Below are 19935 nucleotides of genomic sequence, written 5' to 3'. Positions count from 1 at the left end.
TCGGCGGCGGTAGGGTCGGTGACATGGTCAGGGTGCTGGCGGTCGCCGACGAGGAGGTCCTCGCGGTGCGCTCGCGGCTCCGTGACCTGCGGATCGACCTGCTGCTCGCGGCCGGCGACCTGCCGTGGGACTACCTGGAGCGGGTCGCCGCCGAGGTCGACGCCCCCGCGGCGTTCGTGCCCGGCAACCACGACCCGGTCGTCTCGCGGACGTCCACCGGCCCGCGCGGCTTCGTCGCCGTCGACGAGCGCATCGTCACGGTCGGCGGGCTGCGCGTCGCCGGTCTCGGCGGGTGCGTGCGCTACAACGGCGGTGCGCACCAGTACACGCAGGCGCAGTACGAGCGGCGGGCCCGCGCGATGCTGGCGCACGACCGCGACGACGCCCCGGTCGACGTCCTGCTGACGCACGCGCCGCCGCTCGGGCTCGGCGACGACGACGACCCGAGCCACGTGGGGATCGCGGCGCTGCACGGCGTGCTCGAGTCGCTGCGTCCGACCTGGCACCTGCACGGCCACATCCACCCGTTCGGCATGGTCAAGGGCGATCGACAGGTCGGGCCGACGACGGTGCGCAACGTCATCCCGTGGCACGTCGTCGAGGTCGAGCCGCGGGCCGCCGCGGCCGCCGTGCGGAGAGGGGCCTGACGTGGCCAGCAGCTCGGGATCACCGCGCGTCGACGCCGAGAGCGACTTCATGCGCGCCCGCCGTCACCAGGTGCTGTCGGGGCTCGCGGCCCGGCTGACCGGCGACACCGAGGACGTCGTGCAGGCGATGTCGTTCGACGAGGTCGTCGACGCCCTGGGTCGCCGCGCCGAGCACTACGTCGGCACCAAGGTCATCCCGCTCGACGCGATCGTCGGCTCGGTCGACAAGGTGCGCGACTTCGACCGCCGGTTCCGTCCGACGTCGACCGTCAGCCGGCAGCGGTGGGAACGCCTGGCGCGGGCGAGCCGCGTCGGCGAGGTCATCCCGCCGATCGACGTCTACCAGGTCGGCGACTACTACTTCGTCCGCGACGGGCACCACCGCGTCTCGGTGGCACGCAGCCTGCGGGTCGACCTCATCGAGGCGAGGGTGACGGCGATCGAGACGTTCCTGGCGCCCGTCGGCATCGAGGCCCGGGCCGCGCTCGAGCTCAAGTTCTGGCGTCGGCTGATGCTGCAGCGCGTGCCGTTCTCGGGCGAGGCGCGCGCTGCGGTCGCCGTCAACGAGCCGTCGATGTACGGCGAGATCGCCGAGGCGGCCGAGGCCTGGGCGGCCCGCGCGATGCACGCCGAGGGCGCCTACATGGACCGCGAGACGATGGCGGCCCGCTGGTACGCCGAGGAGTTCCGGCCGGTCGTCGACATGATCGAGGAGGCCGGCGTCCGCGGCGACGACGAGCGCCCCGCCGAGGCCTACGTGCGGGTCGCGTGCGAGCGCTACCGCCTGATCCGCGAGCACGAGTGGAACGCCGAGGTGCTGGCGACCATCAAGAAGAACAAGAAGAAGCGCTAGGCCCCGGACACGAGCAGGCGGACCGGATCCCGGTGGGGATCCGGTCCGCTTCTGCGCACTTCCGGGCCGGGGTTACAGGCCGACCGTCAGGTTGTCGCCGGTGGCCGGGTCGAAGAGGTGCATCTGGTCGGTGTCGATGAACAGCGTCGTGTCGCTGTCCTCCGCGGCGTTGCTGGAGGCGTCGAGCGACACCACGAGCTGCGTGCGCAGGGAGTCGCTGTCGGACTCGCGGGCGAGCTCCTTGAGCTGGTCCTGCACCTTGGCCTCGGCCTCGTACGGCACGTACGCGTACTGCTGGTCGCCGAGCCACTCGCGGACGTCGATGTGTGCCGCGAACGTGCGCGACGAGTCGAGCTTGCCCTCCTCGATCACCGAGACGTCCTCGAAGTGCTCGGGACGGATGCCGGCCATCAGCAGGCCCTTGCCCTCGGTCTTCGCGGCCTTGTCGGCGGCCAGCGGGAACGTGCCGAACGGCAGCGTGACCTGGCCGTTCTCGACCGTCGCGGGCAGGAAGTTCATGGGCGGCGAGCCGATGAACCCGGCGACGAACAGGTTGACGGGCTGCTCGTAGAGCTCGCGGGGCGTGGCCAGCTGCTGCAGCACGCCGCGCTTCATGACGGCGACCCGGTCGCCGAGCGTCATGGCCTCGGTCTGGTCGTGCGTGACGTAGACCGTCGTGATGCCGAGCTTCTTCTGCAGGCGGGCGATCTCGGTGCGCATCTGCCCGCGCAGCTTGGCGTCGAGGTTCGACAGGGGCTCGTCGAACAGGAAGGCCTTGGCGTCGCGGACGATCGCGCGTCCCATCGCGACGCGCTGGCGCTGGCCGCCCGACAGGTTGGCGGGCTTGCGCTCGAGGTGCTCGTCGAGGTCGAGCGTCCTGCTGGCCTCGCGCACCTTGGCGTCGATGTCCTTGTCGCTCCACTTGGCCAGGCGCAGCGGGAACGCGATGTTCTCGTACACCGTGAGGTGCGGGTAGAGCGCGTAGTTCTGGAAGACCATCGACAGGTTGCGGTCGCGGGGAGCCAGGTCGTTGACCCGCTCGCCGCCGATCAGCATGTCGCCCGACGTGATGTCCTCGAGGCCGACGATCATGCGCAGGAGCGTGGACTTTCCGCAGCCCGAGGGGCCGACGAGGATCAGGAACTCCCCGTCGGCGACGTCGATGCTGACGTCGTTGACGGCCGGGAACCCGTCGCCGTACTTCTTGACGATGTTCTTCATCTCGATGGTGGCCATGTGATCAACCCTTCACTGCGCCGGCGGTCAGGCCGGCGACGATCTTGCGCTGGAAGAACAGGACGAGGACGACGATCGGGATCGTCGCCACGACGGCGCCCGCCGCGAGGAGCGACGCGGGCCGGTTGAACGGATCGGCGCCGACGAAGAACGACAGGGCCGCGGGGATCGGGCGGGCGTTCTCGGTCGAGGTCAGCGAGATGCCGAAGACGAAGTCGTTCCACGCGAAGAAGAACGTCAGGATCGCCGCGGTGAACACGCCGGGCGCCGCGAGCGGCACGATGACCTTGCGGAACGCCTGCCACGACGTCGCGCCGTCGACCTGGGCGGCCTGCTCCATCTCCCACGGGATCTCGCGGAAGAACGCCGACAGCGTCCAGATCGCGAGCGGCAGCGTGAACGACATGTACGGGATGATCAGGCCGAGCCACGTGTCGTAGATGCCGATCGTGCGCCACATGTCGAACAGCGGGCCGACCAGCGAGACGACGGGGAACATCGCGATCACGAGGGCCGTCGTGAGCACGAACTTCTTGCCCTTGAACTCCAGGCGCGCGATCGCGTAGGCGGCGAGGGTCGCGAGCGTCACCGACAGGATCGTGGCGATCAGCGAGATGCCGATCGAGTTGATGATCGAGCGGCGGAACTGGTCGTCCTGCAGCACGTCGGCGTAGTTGCTCCACCCCGCGCCGCCACCGCCGGACGGGAAGAAGCCGGGGGAGCCGTTGGTGACGGACTCCTGCGACTTGAACGACAGCGAGATGATCCACGCCACCGGCAGCAGGCACCAGACGAGGATCAGCGCGCAGCCGATGACGGTGCCGATGTTGTTCTTGAGGCCGGTCAGTGTCTTCGGCATGTCAGCCCTCCTGCCGTGCGTCGGCGAGATTGACCTTGAACAGCTTGACGATGATGAACGCCACCACCAGCACCGACAGGAACAGCAGCACCGAGAGCGCCGATCCGATGCCGAGCTGGAACTGCTCGATCACCTGCCGGTAGGTCAGGAACGAGATCGACTCGGTGCCGTTGGCGCCGGCCGTCATGACGAAGATGTTGTCGAAGATGCGGTAGGCGTCCAGCGCGCGGAACAGCACCGCGACCATGATCGCGGCCCGCATGTTGGGCAGGATCACCTTGTAGAGCCGCTGGAACCACGTGGCCCCGTCGACCTTGGCGGCCTCGAGCATGTCCTCCGACACCTGGGCCAGGCCCGCGAGCAGCAGCAGCGACATGAACGGCGTCGTCTTCCAGATCTCGGACGCCATGATCGCGATCAGCGACGAGTTGCGCTCGGCGAACCAGTTGAAGTCGGTGCCGATGAACGGCAGCCAGTCGTTGACGAAGCCGTTGGTGTTGGAGAAGGCGAACTGCCACGCGAAGCCCGACACCACGGTGATGACGCCGTACGGGATCAGGATCGACGTGCGGATGACTCCGCGGGCGAAGATCACCTTGTGCATGACCATCGCGAACGCGAAGCCGATGACGAGCTCGAACGCGACCGTGACGATCATGATGATGACCGTGACGAGGGTGTCGCGCCAGAACAGGCCGTCGGTCAGCGCCGTGACGTAGTTGTCGATGCCGATGAACTTGCGGTCGTCGGGCGCCGTCAGCGAGTACGTGAACAGCGACAGGTACAGCGCCCGCAGCATCGGGAACGCCGTCACCAGCAGCATCAGCGCCAGCGGCAGCGCGACGAGCTTGAGGGCCAGCCGGTTCTCCGAGCGCGAGCGGTCGGACGTCGGTTCCTTGTCCTTCTTGCCGTTGCCGGCCTTCGCCTCGTTGGCGATCACGGAGGTCATAGCAGCGCCTTCCCGCTCAGGACCGCCTCGAGGAAGGCGGCCGACTTCGCCGGCGTCGAGGGTCCGACGGACGTCGGGGAGTGCCAGCGCGACTGGATCGCGCTCGACACCTGGCTGTAGAAGGCGCTCTTCGGGCGGGGTCCGCCCGAGTCGACGCTCTCGCTCCACAGCGTCAGGAGCTCGGCGGGGTACGCCTCCTTGAGCTCGTCGGAGCCGTAGACCGACTGACGCGACGGCATCAGGCCCTCGTTGACGGCCAGGTCGGTCTGGGCCTGCGCGCTCGTGACGCAGACCGCGGCCTGCTGGGCGAGCTCGGGGTGCTTGCTGTACGCGCCGACACCGATGTCGATGCCGCCGATGGGGGGCTTGGACTCCTCGCCCTGGACGGTCTGGGGGTAACGCGCGAAGCCGAGGTCGCCGAGCTCGGCCTCGTCCTTCGGGCCGCCGGGCTTGCCGATCAGCCCTTCGTAGTTCTTGTAGACGAACGTCCAGTTCGTCATGAACTCACCGGCACCGTTCTCGGGGAACATCCGGCCGAGGCTCGTGCCCTCGTTGGACGTCGTGAAGTCGGGCTGGGTGGCACCGGACTTCGCGAGCTTCTCGATCACGGCGGCGGCGTCCTCGCCGGCCTTGGAGTCGATCGTGACCTTGGCGTCGCGGCCGTCCTCGACGGTCTCGGGGTCGAGGATGTTGCCGCCGGCGCCCTGGATCAGCGAATTGATCCACACGACGTAGGCCTCGTACTTGTTGGCCTGCACGCCGACCGTGCCGTCGTTGTCGGCGGCGGCGTCGATGACCTGGTCCCATGTGACGGGCTGCGTCATGTCGAGACCGGCGGCCTGCGCGAGCGACTTGCGGTACCAGAGCACCTGCGTGTTGGCCCACTGCGGAGCCGCGACGACCTTGTCCTCCCACGTGACGGTCTCGCCGGCCCCCTTCAGCACGTCATCGTCGAGCACCTGGTCGGCGAGCTCGCCCTCGAACGGCAGCAGCCAGTTCGCGTTGGCGAACTCCGGCACGAAGACCGGGTCGAGGCTCATGAGATCGGTCGAGCTGTCCTTGGCTGCCAGGCGGCGCGCGAGCTGCGTGCGCTGGTCGGTCGCGCTGGAGGGCAGCAGCTGGATCTTGATCGTGTAGTCGTCGGTGCTGCAGCTCTTGGCCAGGGCGTTGAGCGTGTCCTGGCCGTCCGGGTTGATGTACCAGTTCAGCGTGGGCTTGCCGCCGCCTCCGCCGCACGCGGCGAGGACGCTCATCGACAGCGCGGCGGCCGCGAGGCCGACGGTGGCCCTCGTGCTCCTGGTGGTCCTGCGGGCTGGTCGTCTCGTCATGTCTCCCCCTACCGGCCCTGTCACGTCCCGCGTCAGTGACACGGGTCACAGGGTGCTGACGAACCTATCCGCGTGTCCGGACGGCCGCAACATCGGGTCAGGCGTCGAGCCAGACCGCCTCGTCGGCACCCAGCAGGCGCACGGGCTCGATGTCGCTGCTCGTGGCCAGGATGACGGCGTCCTCGGGCAGCTCGACGGGCATCGCGCCGAGGTTGGCCAGCACCGTGACGGCCCCCTCGTCGGACGTGACCGTGAAGGCCAGGACGTCGGCGGGGTGGCCGTCGAGCCACGTGAGCTCGCCGCGACCGAGACGACGCTCGCGGCGCAGGCGCAGCAGCGTCGTGTAGACGTCGAGGGTCGAGCCGACGACGCCGCGCTGGCGGTCGGCGGCGAGCGCACCGTACTCGGCGGGCTGGGGGAGCCACGACTGCGCGCCGGGGCCGAAGCCGTACGACGGGTCGCCGCCCTCCCACGCGACGGGCACCCGGCACCCGTCGCGCCCCTTCGACGCGCCGCCGGTGCGCGCGAACGTGGGGTCCTGCCGCGAGTCGTCGGGCAGCTGCGTGGCCTCGGGCAGGCCGAGCTCCTCGCCCTGGAAGAGGTAGGCCGAGCCCGGCAGTGCGAGCATCACGGCCGTCGCGGCGCGGGCGCGTCGCAGGCCGACCACCGCGTCGGGCTGCGGGTCGTCCGGCCCGATGCCGGCGATCTTCTGCAGGCCCGGGTGCTGCGGGTACCCCAGCCGCGAGGCGTGGCGGACGACGTCGTGGTTCGACAGCACCCACGTCTGCGGAGCCCCGATCGCGGCGACCTGCTCGAGCGAGTGCGTGATGGTCTCGCGCTGGTCGGCCGCGAGCCACGGCGTCATGAGGTACTCGAAGTTGAACGACTGGTGCAGCTCGTCGGGGCGGACGTAGCGCGCCAGCGCCTCGCCCGGCAGCACCCACGCCTCGGCGCACAGGATGCGGTCGGCGTCCTCTCCCTCTCGCGCGTACGAGTCGGCGATGCGCCGCCAGTCGCGGTAGATCTCGTGGACGCCCGGCTGGTCCCACATGGGCAGCCGGGACGTCGGGCTGACGGAGTCGTCGTCGTCCACGTCGGCGTCGGGCAGGCCGTCGGCCTTGACCATCCCGTGCGCGACGTCGATGCGGAAGCCGTCGACGTCACGGTCGAGCCAGAAGCGCAGGACGCCCTGCATCTCATCGCGCACCTCGGGGTTCGTCCAGTCGAGGTCGGGCTGGCTGGTGTCGAACATGTGCAGGTACCACTGGCCGGGCCGGCCGTCGGGCTCGGTGACGCGGGTCCACGCGCGTCCGCCGAACTTGCTGGGCCAGTTGTTGGGCGGCAGCTCGCCGGACTCGCCGAGGCCGTCGCGGAACAGATAGCGGGCGCGCTCGGGGCTGCCCGGGGCCGCCGCGAGGGCCGCCCGGAACCACGGGTGCTCGCTCGAGGTGTGGTTGGGGACGATGTCGACGACGACCCGCAGGTCGAGCTCGTGGGCCCGCGCGACGAGTGCGTCGAAGTCGTCGAGCGTGCCGAAGACGGGGTCGACGTCGCGGTAGTCGGCGACGTCGTAGCCCGCGTCGTTCTGCGGCGACGTGTAGAAGGGGGACAGCCACACGGCGTCGACGCCCAGCTCGGCCAGGTGCGGGAGCCTCGACGTGATGCCGGGCAGGTCGCCGATCCCGTCGCCGTCGGAGTCGGCCCACGACCGGGGGTAGATCTGGTAGATCACGGCGTCGCGCCACCAGGGCGTGATGGTCATGGTCGGGTCCTCCCGGTCGCACGCTACGTTACTGAACATGTCGCAACGTACCCTCGTCCTGATCAAGCCCGACGCAGTGCGTCGGGGACTCGTCGGCCAGATCCTGTCGCGCTTCGAGTCGAAGGGACTGACCCTCGTGGCGCTCGAGCAGCGCACGATCGACGCGGCCCAGGCCGACGCCCACTACGCCGAGCACGTCGAGCAGCCGTGGTACCCGCCGCTGCGCGACTTCGCGACGTCCGGCCCGCTCGTGGCGCTGGTGCTCGAGGGCGACGAGGCGATCTCGGTCGTCCGCCTGCTCAACGGCGTGACCGACGGCCGCGCCGCCGCCCCCGGCACGATCCGCGGCGACCTGTCGCTGTCGAACCGCGAGAACCTGGTGCACGCGTCCGACTCCGAGGAGTCGTCGGCGCGCGAGATCGCGCTCTGGTTCCCGCACTTCTGACGCGCGTCGTCGTCCGGCCGGTCCGGACGACTACAGCGCGACGGTGCCGCTGACGCCCACGACGGTGTCGCCGCCGACCCAGACGTCGTCGTCGACCCGCTCGACGTGCACGCGGCCTCGCCGCCCGAGCCGCGTGCCCTGGGCCGCGACGTAGGAGTCGGTGGCCAGGCCCGATCCGATCAGCCACTGGCCGATCGCGGCGTTGAGGCTGCCGGTGACGGGGTCCTCGCCGGGCGAGCCCGGGTAGAAGGCGCGCACCTCGACGTCGGCGGGTCCGCCGGGGGCGTGGGGTCCGACGACGCCGACCTTGTCGAGCTCGCCGAAGCCGCGGGGCTCGATCGCGAGGACGGCGTCGGCGCTGCGCAGCAGCAGCGCGATCCATCCCGGGCCGTTGTCGGCCCACTGCGCGCCGATGACGTCGGCGCGGTCGATGCCGAGCGCGTCGGCGACCTGCCGCACGTCCGCCTCGTCGACCGGTCCGCCGCGGCGCAGCGGGGGAGCCGCGAAGGCGAGCCGTGAGCCGTCCTCGCGCACCCGCACCAGACCGGCACCGCACTCCTGCACCAGCTGTCCGGGCCGCTGAGGCTCGCCGCCGGCGGCGAGCCACGCCCGCGCCGACCCCAGCGTGGGGTGGCCCGCGAAGGGCAGCTCGCCACCCGTCGTGAAGATGCGCAGCCGGTAGTCGGCGGCGGGATCGGTCGGGGCGAGCAGGAACGTGGTCTCGGACAGGTTGGTCCAGCGCGCGAAGGCGGCCATCTGCTCGTCGTCCAGCCCGTCGGCGTCGTGCACCACGGCGACGGGGTTGCCGTACATGAGCTCGTCGGTGAACACGTCGACCTGGGTGAACCGCATGCCCCGACCCTATCGACGCACGTCGTGTGATCGGGACGCACGATCCTGAGAGGTTGGGGTCGTCCCAGCGACCCTGATGTCTCAGGCATGGTCGCGTCACCTCGACGGACACGGTGACGTCGAAGTTCCCCATCACGGCCTGACGCGCGGGGTGGGGGCGTGACCCGTACGGTGGGGGACGAGCTCGCACCGTCACTTACCTGGAGGTCCCATGTCGTTCCGCCTGTCCCACGTCCCGCTGCGTCTGACCGCCGGGTCCTTCATCCTCAACTCCGGCCTGTCGAAGTGGTCGGCCGACGCCGAGACCGCGCAGCAGCTGCACGGCTTCGCCGCCGGCACGTACCCCGCGGTCCAGAAGGTCGAGCCGCCCATCTTCGTCAAGGCCCTCGCCGCCGGCGAGATCGCCCTCGGCGCGGCGCTGCTGCTGCCCGGCGTGTCGTCGACCAAGGCCGGCGCCGGTCTCGTCGCGTTCTCGGGCGGCCTGCTCGGCCTGTACGCCAAGACGCCCGGCATGCGCGACGGCATCCGCCCGACGCAGCAGGGCACCGCGATCGCCAAGGACGTCTGGCTGCTCGGCATCGGCAGCAGCCTCGTGATCGACGGCAGCGGCGACAGCCACAAGGTGCGCAAGGCCGAGCGCAAGACGGCCCGCGCCGAGCGCAAGGCCGCTCGCCTCGAGCGCAAGAACTCCTCCGACGGCCTCGTGTCGAAGAAGCAGAAGAAGGCGCTGAAGAAGTCGACCAAGAAGGCCAAGAAGAAGGCTGCCAAGACCCTCGCGAAGGCCTCCTCGCACTGATCGACCCGCGGCCGGGCGGGGCCGGGTGCCACGGGGGCCTGCGACACTGGACCCCATGGCCACCCACCCCACGCCCGACGCCCAGGTGCTCGCCGGCCGCCCGTTCCCGCTGGGTGCCCACCCCGAGGCGGGCGGCGTCCGGTTCGCGGTCGCGAGCCGCGTCGCCGAGCGTGTCGAGCTGTGCCTCGTCGACGACGAGGGCGCCGAGCGCCGCATCGAGCTGACCGAGCGGACGTTCGGCGTCTGGCACGGCCTGGTCCCGGGTGTCACGCCCGGCCAGAAGTACGGCTTCCGCGTCCACGGTCCGTACGACCCGGCGACGGGGCTGCGGTGCAATCCGCACAAGATCCTGGTCGACCCGTACGCGCGCCGCATCAGCGGCACGACGACCGATCTCGACGCCGCCCTCGGGTACGCCGACGACCCGGACGGGCCCCCGAGCACGGTCGACTCGCTCGGCAGCGTGCCGCTCAGCGTGGTGACCAGCCCCGGCGGGCCCGACACCGGCGTCAAGCCCGAGATCCCGTTCGAGGAGACCGTGGTCTACGAGCTGCACGTCAAGGGGTTCACGGCGCGGCACCCCGACGTCCCCGAGGCGTTGCGCGGCACCTACCTCGGTCTGGCACACCCGGCCGTCATCGACTACCTGGTGCGCCTCGGCGTCACGGCCGTCGAGCTCCTGCCGGTGCAGGCGTTCAGCGACGAGCCGTCGCTGGTGCGCGACGGACGCCACAACTACTGGGGCTACTCGCCGCTCGGCTACTTCGCCCCCCACGCGGGCTACGCCAGCGAAGCGGGTCGCGAGGTCGAGGAGTTCCGCACGATGGTCGCGGCACTGCACGCCGCCAACATCGAGGTCATCGTCGACGTCGTCTACAACCACACGTGCGAGGGCGGCCCCGACGGGCCGACCGTGAGCTTCCGCGGCTACGAGGCCACGGCCTACTACCTGCACGACGACGACGGCCACATGGCCGACATCACGGGGTGCGGCAACACGCTCGAGGCGAGCTCGCCGACCGTCATCCGCCTGGTCACCGACTCGCTGCGCTACTGGACGACCGAGCTCGGCGTCGACGGCTTCCGGTTCGACCTCGCCAGCACCATGGGACGTCCGCGCGGTGGCGCGTTCGACGCCGACTCGGCGCTGCTGACCGCGATCACGACCGATCCGGTCCTCTCGCGGTGCAAGCTCGTCGCCGAGCCGTGGGACGCGACGGGCGAGGGCTACAAGGTCGGCTTCTTCGCGGCCCAGTGGGCCGAGTGGAACGGCGTCTACCGCGACACCGTCCGCGACTTCTGGCGCGGCGCGACGGGTGTCGACGACCTGGCGTACCGGCTCTCGGGCTCGTCCGACCTCTACGACCACACGCTGCGCCGTCCGTGGCAGTCGATCAACTTCGTCAACGCCCACGACGGGTTCACGCTGCGCGACCTCGTGTCGTACGACGAGAAGCACAACGAGGCCAACGGCGAGGACAACCGCGACGGCACCAACGACAACCGCTCGTGGAACCACGGCGTCGAGGGCGAGACCGACGACGCCGACGTGACGGCGCTGCGGGCCCGCCAGGCGCGCAACCTGTTCGCGACGCTGCTGCTGTCGACCGGCACCCCGATGTTCGTGGCCGGCGACGAGCGCTGGCGCACCCAGCACGGCAACAACAACGCGTACTGCCTCGACGACCCGACGTCGTGGGTCGACTGGGACGAGTCGCCGGAGTCCGAGCAGATGCTGGCGTTCGCCCGGCGGGTCGTGTTCCTGCGCGCCAACAGCCCCGCGCTGCGCCAGCCCGAGTTCTTCGACGGGCGCACCACGCCCACGGGTCGTCCCGACCTGATCTGGCTGAGGCCCGACGGCCAGGAGATGGACGAGGAGGCGTGGGCCGCCGACGAGTGCCGCACGCTCGGCATGTGGATCGACGGCTCCAACAGCCAGTCGCGCACCCGCGAGGGCGAGCTGCAGGCCGATCACTCGTGGCTGCTGCTGATGCACGCCGGCGCCGAGCCGGTCGAGGTGACGCTGCCCGGCGCCGAGTTCGGGACGACGTTCGAGCCGGTGCTCGACACCACCACGCCCGACGGCGCGCCGCGGTCCGACGAGCCCCTGCCGGCCGGTGCCGTCGTGACGCTCGCAGGGCGGTCGCTGCTGCTGCTGGAGGCCCCGCGAGAGCGATGACACAGTGTGAGACCGGGCGTGGGCGGGTACAGCATCGCCCGTGACCAACAGCCCACGTCTCATCGCCGTCGCCGAGCCCCGCCGCGCCGAGGCCGTCGTCCTAGTCCTGCACGGCGGGGCGAGCCGGCGGGACGACCCGCGCGTCAGCCCGACGCAGCTCTCGGTGCTGCGCATGATCCCGATCGCGCAGCGCGTCGCGAAGGCCGACCGGCGCCGCATCGCGGTGTACCGCCTGCTCAACTCGACGAGGGGCTGGGACACCCGCCACACGCCGGTCGACGACGTCCACTGGGCGATCGACCAGCTGCGCCACGGATTCGGTTCCGACCTGCCGGTCGGGCTCGTGGGCCACTCGCTCGGAGGGCGGGCCGCGATCCTGGCCGCCGATCGTCCCGAGGTGCGCAGCGTCGTGGCGCTCAACCCGTGGGTCTACCCGACCGACGGCGACATCGACCTGCACGGCCGGCGGGTGCTGGTCGTGCACGGCACCGACGACCGCATCGCGCCCGCCGACCGCTCCGCCGACGCCGCGCGGCGCCTCGCCCGCTCCGCCGACGTCTCGTACGTCCGCGTCTCCGGTGGCAAGCACGCCATGCTGCGGCGGGGCCGCGAGTTCGAGCGGCTCGCCGCCGACTTCGCCGCGGCGACGCTGCTCGACGACCGCACACCCCGTGGTGTCGTGGCGCAGGCGCTGGCGGGGGAGTCCCCGATTGAGATCTGATCGGCGGGTTGTTGCATCACGAGCCAGGCATGGAAGGCTGGGTACCGGACTTCCAAGAGCACGACAGGACCGACCACACAGGAGCGTGCATGACTGGCCGTCTGGGCATCGACGACGTCACCCCCGAGGTGGCAGGGGGACGCGACCCCGCGAAGGCCGTGGTGGGTGAGCACGTCCCCGTCACGGCGACGGTCTGGCGCGAGGGGCACGACGCCGTCGCCGCCACGGTCGTCTGGTGGGGGCCGGACGGTGCCGAGCGCACGTCCCGCATGGCCGAGGTCGGCACCGGCCTCGACCGCTTCGCGACGACGATCGTGCCCGACGCACCCGGCACCTGGACGTTCCGCGTCGACGCCTGGGGCGATCCGTGGGCCACGTGGACGCACGCCGCGTCGGTCAAGCAGGCCGCCGGCCAGAGCGCGGCCGAGCTCGCGAACGACCTCGAGATCGGCGCCCGCCTCCTCGACCTGCGGGCCGGGCACGCCGCGTCGCTGAGCGATGCCGCCGCGGCGCTGCGCGACGCGACCCTGCCGCTCGACGAGCGTCTCGCCCCGGCGCTGGGCGACGTCGTGCAGGCGGCGATGCACGACGAGCCCGTCCGCGAGCTGCTGACCCAGGGCGTGCCGCACACGCTGACGGTCGACCGCACCCGCGCCGCCTTCGGCTCCTGGTACGAGCTGTTCCCGCGGTCGACCGGTGGCGTCGACAAGAACGGCGTTGCCCGCCACGGCACGTTCAAGACCACCGCGAAGGCGCTCGACCGAGTCGCGCAGATGGGCTTCGACGTCGTGTACTTCCCGCCGATCCACCCCATCGGGCGGCTCAACCGCAAGGGCAGGGACAACACGCTCACGCCGACGCCCGACGACGTCGGGTCGCCGTGGGCCATCGGCGCGGCCGAGGGCGGGCACGACGCCGTCCACCCCGCGCTCGGCACCTTCAAGGACTTCGACGCCCTCGTGCGCCGCGCCGCGAAGCTCGGCCTCGAGGTCGCGCTCGACCTCGCGCTGCAGGCCGCCCCCGACCACCCGTGGGCGTCCGAGCACCCCGAGTTCTTCACGGTGCTGCCCGACGGCACGATCGCGTACGCCGAGAACCCGCCCAAGAAGTACCAGGACATCTACCCCCTGAACTTCGACAACGATCCCGACGCGGCATTCGCCGAGATGCTGCGCATCACGATGGTCTGGGTCGAGCGGGGCGTGCGCATCTTCCGCGTCGACAACCCGCACACCAAGCCGACGAGCTTCTGGGCGTGGCTCATCGCGACGGTCAAGCAGACCCATCCCGACGTGCTGTTCCTCGCCGAGGCGTTCACCCGGCCGGCCCGCCTCTACGGGCTGGGCCGCGCGGGCTTCACGCAGAGCTACACGTACTTCACGTGGCGCACCACGAAGGCCGAGATCGTGGAGTTCGCCGAGGAGATCCGCGACCGCTGGGACGAGTCGCGGGCCAACCTGTTCGTCAACACCCCCGACATCCTGCCCGAGCACCTGCAGGTCGGCGGGCCCGCGATGTTCGCGATCCGTGCGGCGCTCGCGTCGACGCTGTCGCCGACGTGGGGCGTGTACTCCGGCTTCGAGCTGTTCGAGCACGAGCCGCAGAAGCCCGGCAGCGAGGAGTACCTGCACTCGGAGAAGTTCGAGCTCAGGCCCCGCGACTGGGCGGCCGCTCTGGCCGAGGGACGCTCGCTCGAGCCGTGGCTCACGCGCCTCAACGAGATCCGGCGGGCCCACCCGGCGCTGCAGCAGATGCGCACCCTGCACGTCCACGACGTCGACCACGACGCCCTGGTCGCCTACTCCAAGCAGGACCCCGCGACGGGCGACACGGTGCTCGTCATCGTCTCGCTCGACCCGCACGAGGCCCGCGAGGGCACGATCCACCTCGACCTGCCGGCCCTCGGTCTGCGCTGGGACGACCGCCTGGTCGCCCACGACGAGGTCACCGGCGAGACGTACGAGTGGGGGGCCGAGAACTACGTGAGACTCGACCCGCACCGTGCCGTCGCCCACATCATCACCCTTCAGCGCAAGCCTGAGCAGCCCGAGAGAGAGCTCACATGACCGACGACCTGACCACCGAGGCGAACGACGCGCCCGCCCCCGACGCGGCCCTCGACGGGCTCGACGACATCCCGCACACGGGTGAGGGCGTCGAGGAGGACGGCACGCTCGTCCAGCCGAACTCGGACGACTTCGAGCACGCCCACCAGGCCGCCGCCAGGCCCGACTGGTTCAAGCACGCCGTGTTCTACGAGGTGCTCGTGCGCGCCTTCGCCGACTCCAACGGCGACGGCACGGGCGACCTGCGCGGTCTGGCGGGCAAGCTCGACTACCTGCAGTGGCTCGGCGTCGACTGCCTGTGGCTGCCGCCGTTCTACGCCTCGCCCCTGCGCGACGGCGGCTACGACATCAGCGACTTCCGCGCGGTGCTGCCCGAGTTCGGCACGGTCGACGACTTCGTCTTCCTGCTCGAGGAGGCGCACAAGCGCGACATCCGCGTCATCACCGACCTCGTCCTCAACCACACGTCCGACGCGCACCCGTGGTTCCAGCAGTCGCGCAACGACCCCGAGGGCCCGTACGGCGACTACTACGTGTGGAGCGACGACGACTCGAAGTACTCCGACGCGCGCATCATCTTCGTCGACACCGAGACGTCGAACTGGACCTACGACCCCGTGCGGGGCCAGTTCTTCTGGCACCGGTTCTTCAGCCACCAGCCCGACCTGAACTTCGAGAACGCCGAGGTGCGCGAGGCGATGATCGACGTCCTGCGCTTCTGGCTCGACCTCGGCATCGACGGGTTCCGCCTCGACGCCGTGCCCTACCTGTTCGAGGAGGAGGGCACCAACGGCGAGAACCTCCCGCGCACGCACGAGTACCTGCGCGAGGTGCGCGCCACGATCGACCGCGAGTACCCCGGCCGCATCCTGCTGGCCGAGGCCAACCAGTGGCCCGCCGACGTCGTGGAGTACTTCGGCGACCCGGCCGTCGGCGGCGACGAGTGCCACATGGCGTTCCACTTCCCGCTGATGCCGCGCATCTTCATGGCGGTGCGCCGCGAGTCGCGCTTCCCGATCTCGGAGATCCTGCAGCAGACGCCCGAGATCCCGTCCGGCACGCAGTGGGGCATCTTCCTGCGCAACCACGACGAGCTGACGCTCGAGATGGTCTCGGACGAGGAGCGCGACTACATGTACGCGGAGTACGCCAAGGACCCGCGCATGAAGGCCAACATCGGCATCCGACGCCGGCTCGCGCCGCTGCTCGACAACGACCGCAACCAGCTCGAGCTGTTCACGGCGATGCTGCTGAGCCTGCCCGGCTCGCCCGTCCTCTACTACGGCGACGAGATCGGCATGGGCGACAACATCTGGCTGGGCGACCGCGACGCGGTCCGCACGCCGATGCAGTGGTCGCCCGACCGCAACGCGGGCTTCTCGCGCTCCGACCCGGGCCGGGTCTACCTGCCGCCGATCATGGACCCGACGTACGGCTACGAGGCGATCAACGTCGAGGCGCAGCAGGACAACGCCGCGTCGCTGCTCAACTGGACCCGCCGCATGATCGCGATCCGCAAGCAGCACAGCGCGTTCGCCGAGGGCGAGTTCATCGACCTGGGCGGCTCCAACCCCAGCGTGCTGGCCTACCTGCGGCGCTGGGAGCGTCCGGACGGCGAGCTCGACGTCGTGCTGTGCGTCAACAACCTGTCGAGGTTCCCGCAGCCTGTCGAGCTCGAGCTCGGGACGTACGAGGGATTCACGCCGGCCGAGCTGACCGGCAACGTCCGGTTCCCCCGGATCGGCGAGCTGCCGTACCTGCTGACGCTGCCGGGCCACGGCTTCTACTGGTTCCAGCTGTCGGAGCGCGGCGACGAGGGCGAGCGGAGGAGCAAGGTATGAGCGGACCCCTGGACACCACCGAGACCGGCGGCGAGACGCACGACGGGGTGGCGGACGCGCTCGCGGCGCTGCTGCCCGAGTGGCTGCCGACGCAGCGGTGGTTCGCGGGCAAGGACCGCGACATCACGGCCGTGCGCGCGCTGAGCTGCACGACCGTCACGGAGGGCGACCCCCTGCTGCTGCACCTCGTCGTCGAGGTCGAGCAGGACGGCCGTCTCGAGCCGTACCAGCTGCTGGTCGGCAGCCGCCGTGCGGAGGTTCCCGACGTGGCGGCGTCCGCGACGATCGGCGAGGTCGACGGCGCGACGTACTACGAGGCGTCCGGCGACGCCGACCTCACCGCCGCGCTGCTCGACCGGATGGTCGACGGCGCCCTGGTCGACGGCCTGCTGTTCGAGACCGAGCCCGGCGCCGAGCTGACGGCGGGCCTGCGCGCCCACCCCATCACGACCGAGCAGAGCAACACCTCGCTGGTGTACGGGTCGCAGTACATCCTCAAGCTGTTCCGCAAGCTGTCGCCCGGCCTCAACAAGGACCTGCGCCTGCACCGCGCCCTGCGCGAGGTCGGCTCGCAGCACATCGCCGAGCCGCTCGGGTCGATCAGCGGCACGCTCGACGGCGAGCCCACGACGATCGGCATGCTGCAGCGGTTCATGCCCGACGCCGTCGACGGCTGGGTCATGGCGAGCACCAGCGTGCGCGACCTGATGGCCGATCCCTCGGTCTCGCCCGAGGACCTCGGCGGCGACTTCGCCGGCGAGGCCTCGCGGCTGGGTCGCGCGGTCGCCGACGTCCACGCCGACCTGCGGGCCGCGCTCGGCACGGAGGACGCCGACGCCGCCGAGCTCGAGCGCACCGTGACGGTGATGCTCGAGCGGCTCGACCGCGTCGCGGACGACGTCCCCGAGCTCGTCCCGCACGTCCCCGGGCTGCGCGCCGCGTTCGACGCGATGCGGCACCACGAGGTGCCCGTGCAGATGCAGTCCATCCACGGCGACCTGCACCTCGGCCAGGTGCTGCGCACGCTGAGCGGCTGGCTGATCCTCGACTTCGAGGGCGAGCCCGCCGCCTCGGTGGCCGAGCGCTCACGGCTGCGGTCGGCGCTGCGCGACGTCGCCGGCATGCTGCGCTCGTTCGACTACGCGGCGCAGCAGCTGCTGGTCGGCGGGCCCGACGACCCCGTGCTCGCCGACGTCGCGATGCGGTGGGCGCGGCGCAACCGCGACGCGTTCTGCGACGGCTACGCCGAGGTCGCGGGCACCGACCCGCGCGACGCCGCCGTCCTGCTGCGCGCGCTCGAGCTCGACAAGGCCGTGTACGAGGTCGCGTACGAGCACGCCAACCGTCCCGACTGGCTCTCGGTGCCCCTCGCGTCGATCGAGCGCCTCATGACCGAAGGACCCTCATGACCACGCAGCACGACTGGCCGGCCAGCATCGGCGAGCTCGACCTCCACCTGATCGGCGAGGGGCGCCACGAACGGCTCTGGGACGTCCTCGGCGCGCACGTCCGCACCCTCGACGACGCCGATGGCACCGCGGTCGACGGCACGTCGTTCGCGGTGTGGGCACCCCACGCCCGCGCGGTGCAGGTCATCGGCGACTTCAACTTCTGGGGCGGCGGCGACCACGCGATGCGTCCGATCGGCGCCGGGGTGTGGGACCTGTTCGTCCCGGGTGTCGGCGCCGGCACGGCCTACAAGTTCCGCATCGAGGGACCCGACGGCGCGTGGCACGAGAAGGCCGACCCGATGGCGTTCGGCACCGAGGTGCCGCCCGCGACGGCCTCGGTCGTCACGACCGCCACCCACCGGTGGGCCGACGACGCGTGGATCGCCGACCGTGCGTCCCGCACGCCGCTCGCCTCGCCCATGAGCATCTACGAGGTGCACCTCGGGTCGTGGCGTCCCGGGCTCGACTACCGCGAGCTGGCCGACGAGCTCGGCGACTACCTGACCGAGACGGGCTTCACGCACGTCGAGCTGATGCCGGTCGCCGAGCACCCGTTCGGCGGGTCGTGGGGCTACCAGGTGACGTCGTACTACGCGCCGACGTCGCGGTTCGGGTCGCCCGACGACTTCCGCTGGTTCGTCGACCAGCTGCACCAGCGCGGCATCGGCGTCATCGTCGACTGGGTGCCCGCGCACTTCCCGAAGGACGAGTTCGCGCTGGCCCGCTTCGACGGCACCCCGCTCTACGAGCACCCCGACCCGCGCCGGGGCGAGCAGCCCGACTGGGGCACGTACGTGTTCGACTTCGGACGTCGCGAGGTGCGCAACTTCCTCGTCGCCAACGCGCTGTACTGGTTCGAGGAGTTCCACCTCGACGGCCTGCGCGTCGACGCGGTCGCGTCGATGCTCTACCTCGACTACTCGCGCAACGACGGCGAGTGGGTGCCGAACCAGCACGGCGGCCGCGAGAACCTCGAGGCCGTCCAGCTGCTGCAGGAGCTCAACGCGACGGTCTACAAGCACCACCCGGACGTCATGATGATCGCCGAGGAGTCGACGGCGTGGCCCGGCGTCAGCCGTCCGACCGACGGCGGGGGGCTCGGCTTCGGCTTCAAGTGGAACATGGGCTGGATGCACGACACGCTGTCGTACCTCGGCCACGACCCCATCCACCGCTCGTACCACCACGGCGAGATGACGTTCTCGATCGACTACGCGTTCACCGAGAACTTCGTGCTCCCGCTGTCGCACGACGAGGTCGTGCACGGCAAGGGCTCCCTGTGGGGCCGCATGCCGGGCGACGCGTGGAACAAGGCGGCCGGCGTCCGCGGGCTGCTGGCGTTCATGTGGGCCCACCCGGGCAAGCAGATGCTGTTCATGGGCGGCGAGTTCGGCCAGGAGTCGGAGTGGGCCGAGTCGCGCTCGCTCGACTGGGGCCAGCTCGACGACCCCCTGCACCTGGGCATCCTGCACCTCGTGACCGACCTCAACGCGTTCTACCGCTCGGCACCCGCGCTGTGGACGATCGACGACCGTCCCGAGGGGTTCCGGTGGATCGACGCCAGCGACACCGCGGGCAACGTCATCGCCTTCGTGCGCACGGGGTCGGACGGCTCGCAGGTCGCCTGCGTCGCGAGCTTCGCGGGGGAGCCGCACCACGACTACCGCATCGGCCTGCCGTCGGGAGGCACGTGGCGCGAGGTGCTCAACACCGATGCCGAGATCTACGGCGGCTCGGGCGTCGGCAACCTCGGCGCGGTCGAGGCCGAGGACGTCCCGCTGCACGGCTTCGAGCACTCAGCGGTGCTGCAGCTGCCCCCGAGCGGCGTCCTCTGGCTGACCCCGACCACCTGATCCGGCTGTGCTCGGCCCCCACCATGGGCCGAGCGCAGCGAGGCTGGCGCCCACGCGAAGCGTGGAGGCGACGGAGTCGCCTGCGGGCGTAGCCCGC

16 protein-coding genes are annotated in these 19935 nt (G+C 71.0%); 10 read left to right on the top strand and 6 right to left on the bottom strand.

The features are described from left to right. Nucleotides 1-23 precede the first annotated feature (23 nt). Nucleotides 24-647 (top strand): metallophosphoesterase, encoded by a 624-nt coding sequence (locus IFT73_RS12210; protein ID WP_192167870.1) that lies wholly within the window; start codon nt 24-26, stop codon nt 645-647. Nucleotide 648: 1 nt separating this feature from the next. Further along, entirely contained in the window at nt 649-1500 is an 852-nt protein-coding gene (locus IFT73_RS12205; protein WP_213014511.1) for a ParB N-terminal domain-containing protein, read from the top strand. Nucleotides 1501-1572: 72 nt separating this feature from the next. Here IFT73_RS12205 and IFT73_RS12200 read toward each other — a convergent pair whose 3' ends face one another. The 5 genes from IFT73_RS12200 to IFT73_RS12180 all read right to left on the bottom strand — a co-directional run bounded on the left by IFT73_RS12200 (nt 1573) and on the right by IFT73_RS12180 (nt 7634). After that, complete coding sequence (locus IFT73_RS12200) at nt 1573-2736, bottom strand: ABC transporter ATP-binding protein (RefSeq protein ID WP_192167869.1); 1164 nt, start codon at nt 2734-2736, stop codon at nt 1573-1575. Nucleotides 2737-2740: 4 nt separating this feature from the next. Beyond that, nucleotides 2741-3595 (bottom strand): carbohydrate ABC transporter permease, encoded by an 855-nt coding sequence (locus tag IFT73_RS12195; protein WP_192167868.1) that lies wholly within the window; start codon nt 3593-3595, stop codon nt 2741-2743. Nucleotide 3596: 1 nt separating this feature from the next. Continuing rightward, the gene (locus tag IFT73_RS12190) at nt 3597-4544 is read right to left on the bottom strand and encodes a carbohydrate ABC transporter permease (protein WP_192167867.1); all 948 of its coding nucleotides are present in this window, start codon (nt 4542-4544) and stop codon (nt 3597-3599) included. After that, nucleotides 4541-5872, bottom strand: coding sequence for an extracellular solute-binding protein (locus tag IFT73_RS12185; RefSeq protein ID WP_192167866.1), 1332 nt, complete (start codon nt 5870-5872; stop codon nt 4541-4543). Before IFT73_RS12185 ends, IFT73_RS12190 begins: the two co-directional genes overlap by 4 nt. Before the next feature lie 97 nt (nt 5873-5969). Continuing rightward, on the bottom strand, nt 5970-7634 hold the full coding sequence (locus tag IFT73_RS12180) for a glycoside hydrolase family 13 protein (protein WP_197984157.1): 1665 nt from the start codon (nt 7632-7634) through the stop codon (nt 5970-5972). Nucleotides 7635-7671: 37 nt separating this feature from the next. On the opposite strand from IFT73_RS12180, the gene ndk reads away from it, so the two are divergent. Beyond that, the gene (gene ndk, locus IFT73_RS12175) at nt 7672-8079 is read left to right on the top strand and encodes a nucleoside-diphosphate kinase (RefSeq protein WP_192167864.1); all 408 of its coding nucleotides are present in this window, start codon (nt 7672-7674) and stop codon (nt 8077-8079) included. A 30-nt stretch (nt 8080-8109) separates the two neighbouring features. On the opposite strand, the gene IFT73_RS12170 is transcribed toward ndk, so the two are convergent. Next, complete coding sequence (locus IFT73_RS12170) at nt 8110-8931, bottom strand: PhzF family phenazine biosynthesis protein (protein WP_192167863.1); 822 nt, start codon at nt 8929-8931, stop codon at nt 8110-8112. 211 nt (nt 8932-9142) lie between these two features. On the opposite strand from IFT73_RS12170, the gene IFT73_RS12165 reads away from it, so the two are divergent. From IFT73_RS12165 to glgB, 7 genes are all read left to right on the top strand, one after another. Beyond that, a complete protein-coding gene (locus tag IFT73_RS12165) occupies nt 9143-9727 on the top strand; it encodes a hypothetical protein (RefSeq protein WP_192167862.1) in 585 nt (194 codons plus the stop codon). A 55-nt stretch (nt 9728-9782) separates the two neighbouring features. Next, nucleotides 9783-11906: a glycogen debranching protein GlgX gene (glgX, locus tag IFT73_RS12160; RefSeq protein ID WP_192167861.1), complete on the top strand. Its 2124-nt coding sequence runs from the start codon at nt 9783-9785 to the stop codon at nt 11904-11906. Nucleotides 11907-11946: 40 nt separating this feature from the next. Further along, complete coding sequence (locus tag IFT73_RS12155) at nt 11947-12627, top strand: alpha/beta hydrolase (RefSeq protein WP_371811258.1); 681 nt, start codon at nt 11947-11949, stop codon at nt 12625-12627. A gap of 89 nt (nt 12628-12716) precedes the next feature. Then, complete coding sequence (locus tag IFT73_RS12150) at nt 12717-14693, top strand: alpha-1,4-glucan--maltose-1-phosphate maltosyltransferase (protein WP_192167860.1); 1977 nt, start codon at nt 12717-12719, stop codon at nt 14691-14693. Further along, nucleotides 14690-16534, top strand: a complete 1845-nt coding sequence (gene treS, locus IFT73_RS12145; RefSeq protein WP_192167859.1) for a maltose alpha-D-glucosyltransferase — start codon at nt 14690-14692, stop codon at nt 16532-16534. The genes IFT73_RS12150 and treS overlap by 4 nt, the downstream gene beginning before the upstream one ends. Beyond that, nucleotides 16531-17943, top strand: coding sequence for an aminoglycoside phosphotransferase (locus IFT73_RS12140; RefSeq protein WP_192167858.1), 1413 nt, complete (start codon nt 16531-16533; stop codon nt 17941-17943). The genes treS and IFT73_RS12140 overlap by 4 nt, the downstream gene beginning before the upstream one ends. After that, complete coding sequence (gene glgB, locus IFT73_RS12135) at nt 17940-19838, top strand: 1,4-alpha-glucan branching protein GlgB (protein WP_192167857.1); 1899 nt, start codon at nt 17940-17942, stop codon at nt 19836-19838. Before IFT73_RS12140 ends, glgB begins: the two co-directional genes overlap by 4 nt. The last annotated feature ends 97 nt before the right edge of the window (nt 19839-19935 follow it).

Origin of the sequence: Aeromicrobium sp. CFBP 8757, from assembly GCF_014841755.1 — a bacterium.
Taxonomy (GTDB): domain Bacteria; phylum Actinomycetota; class Actinomycetes; order Propionibacteriales; family Nocardioidaceae; genus Aeromicrobium.
The sequence above is the reverse complement of the archived record's forward strand: the minus strand, read 5'-3'. Positions and strand labels throughout refer to the sequence as shown.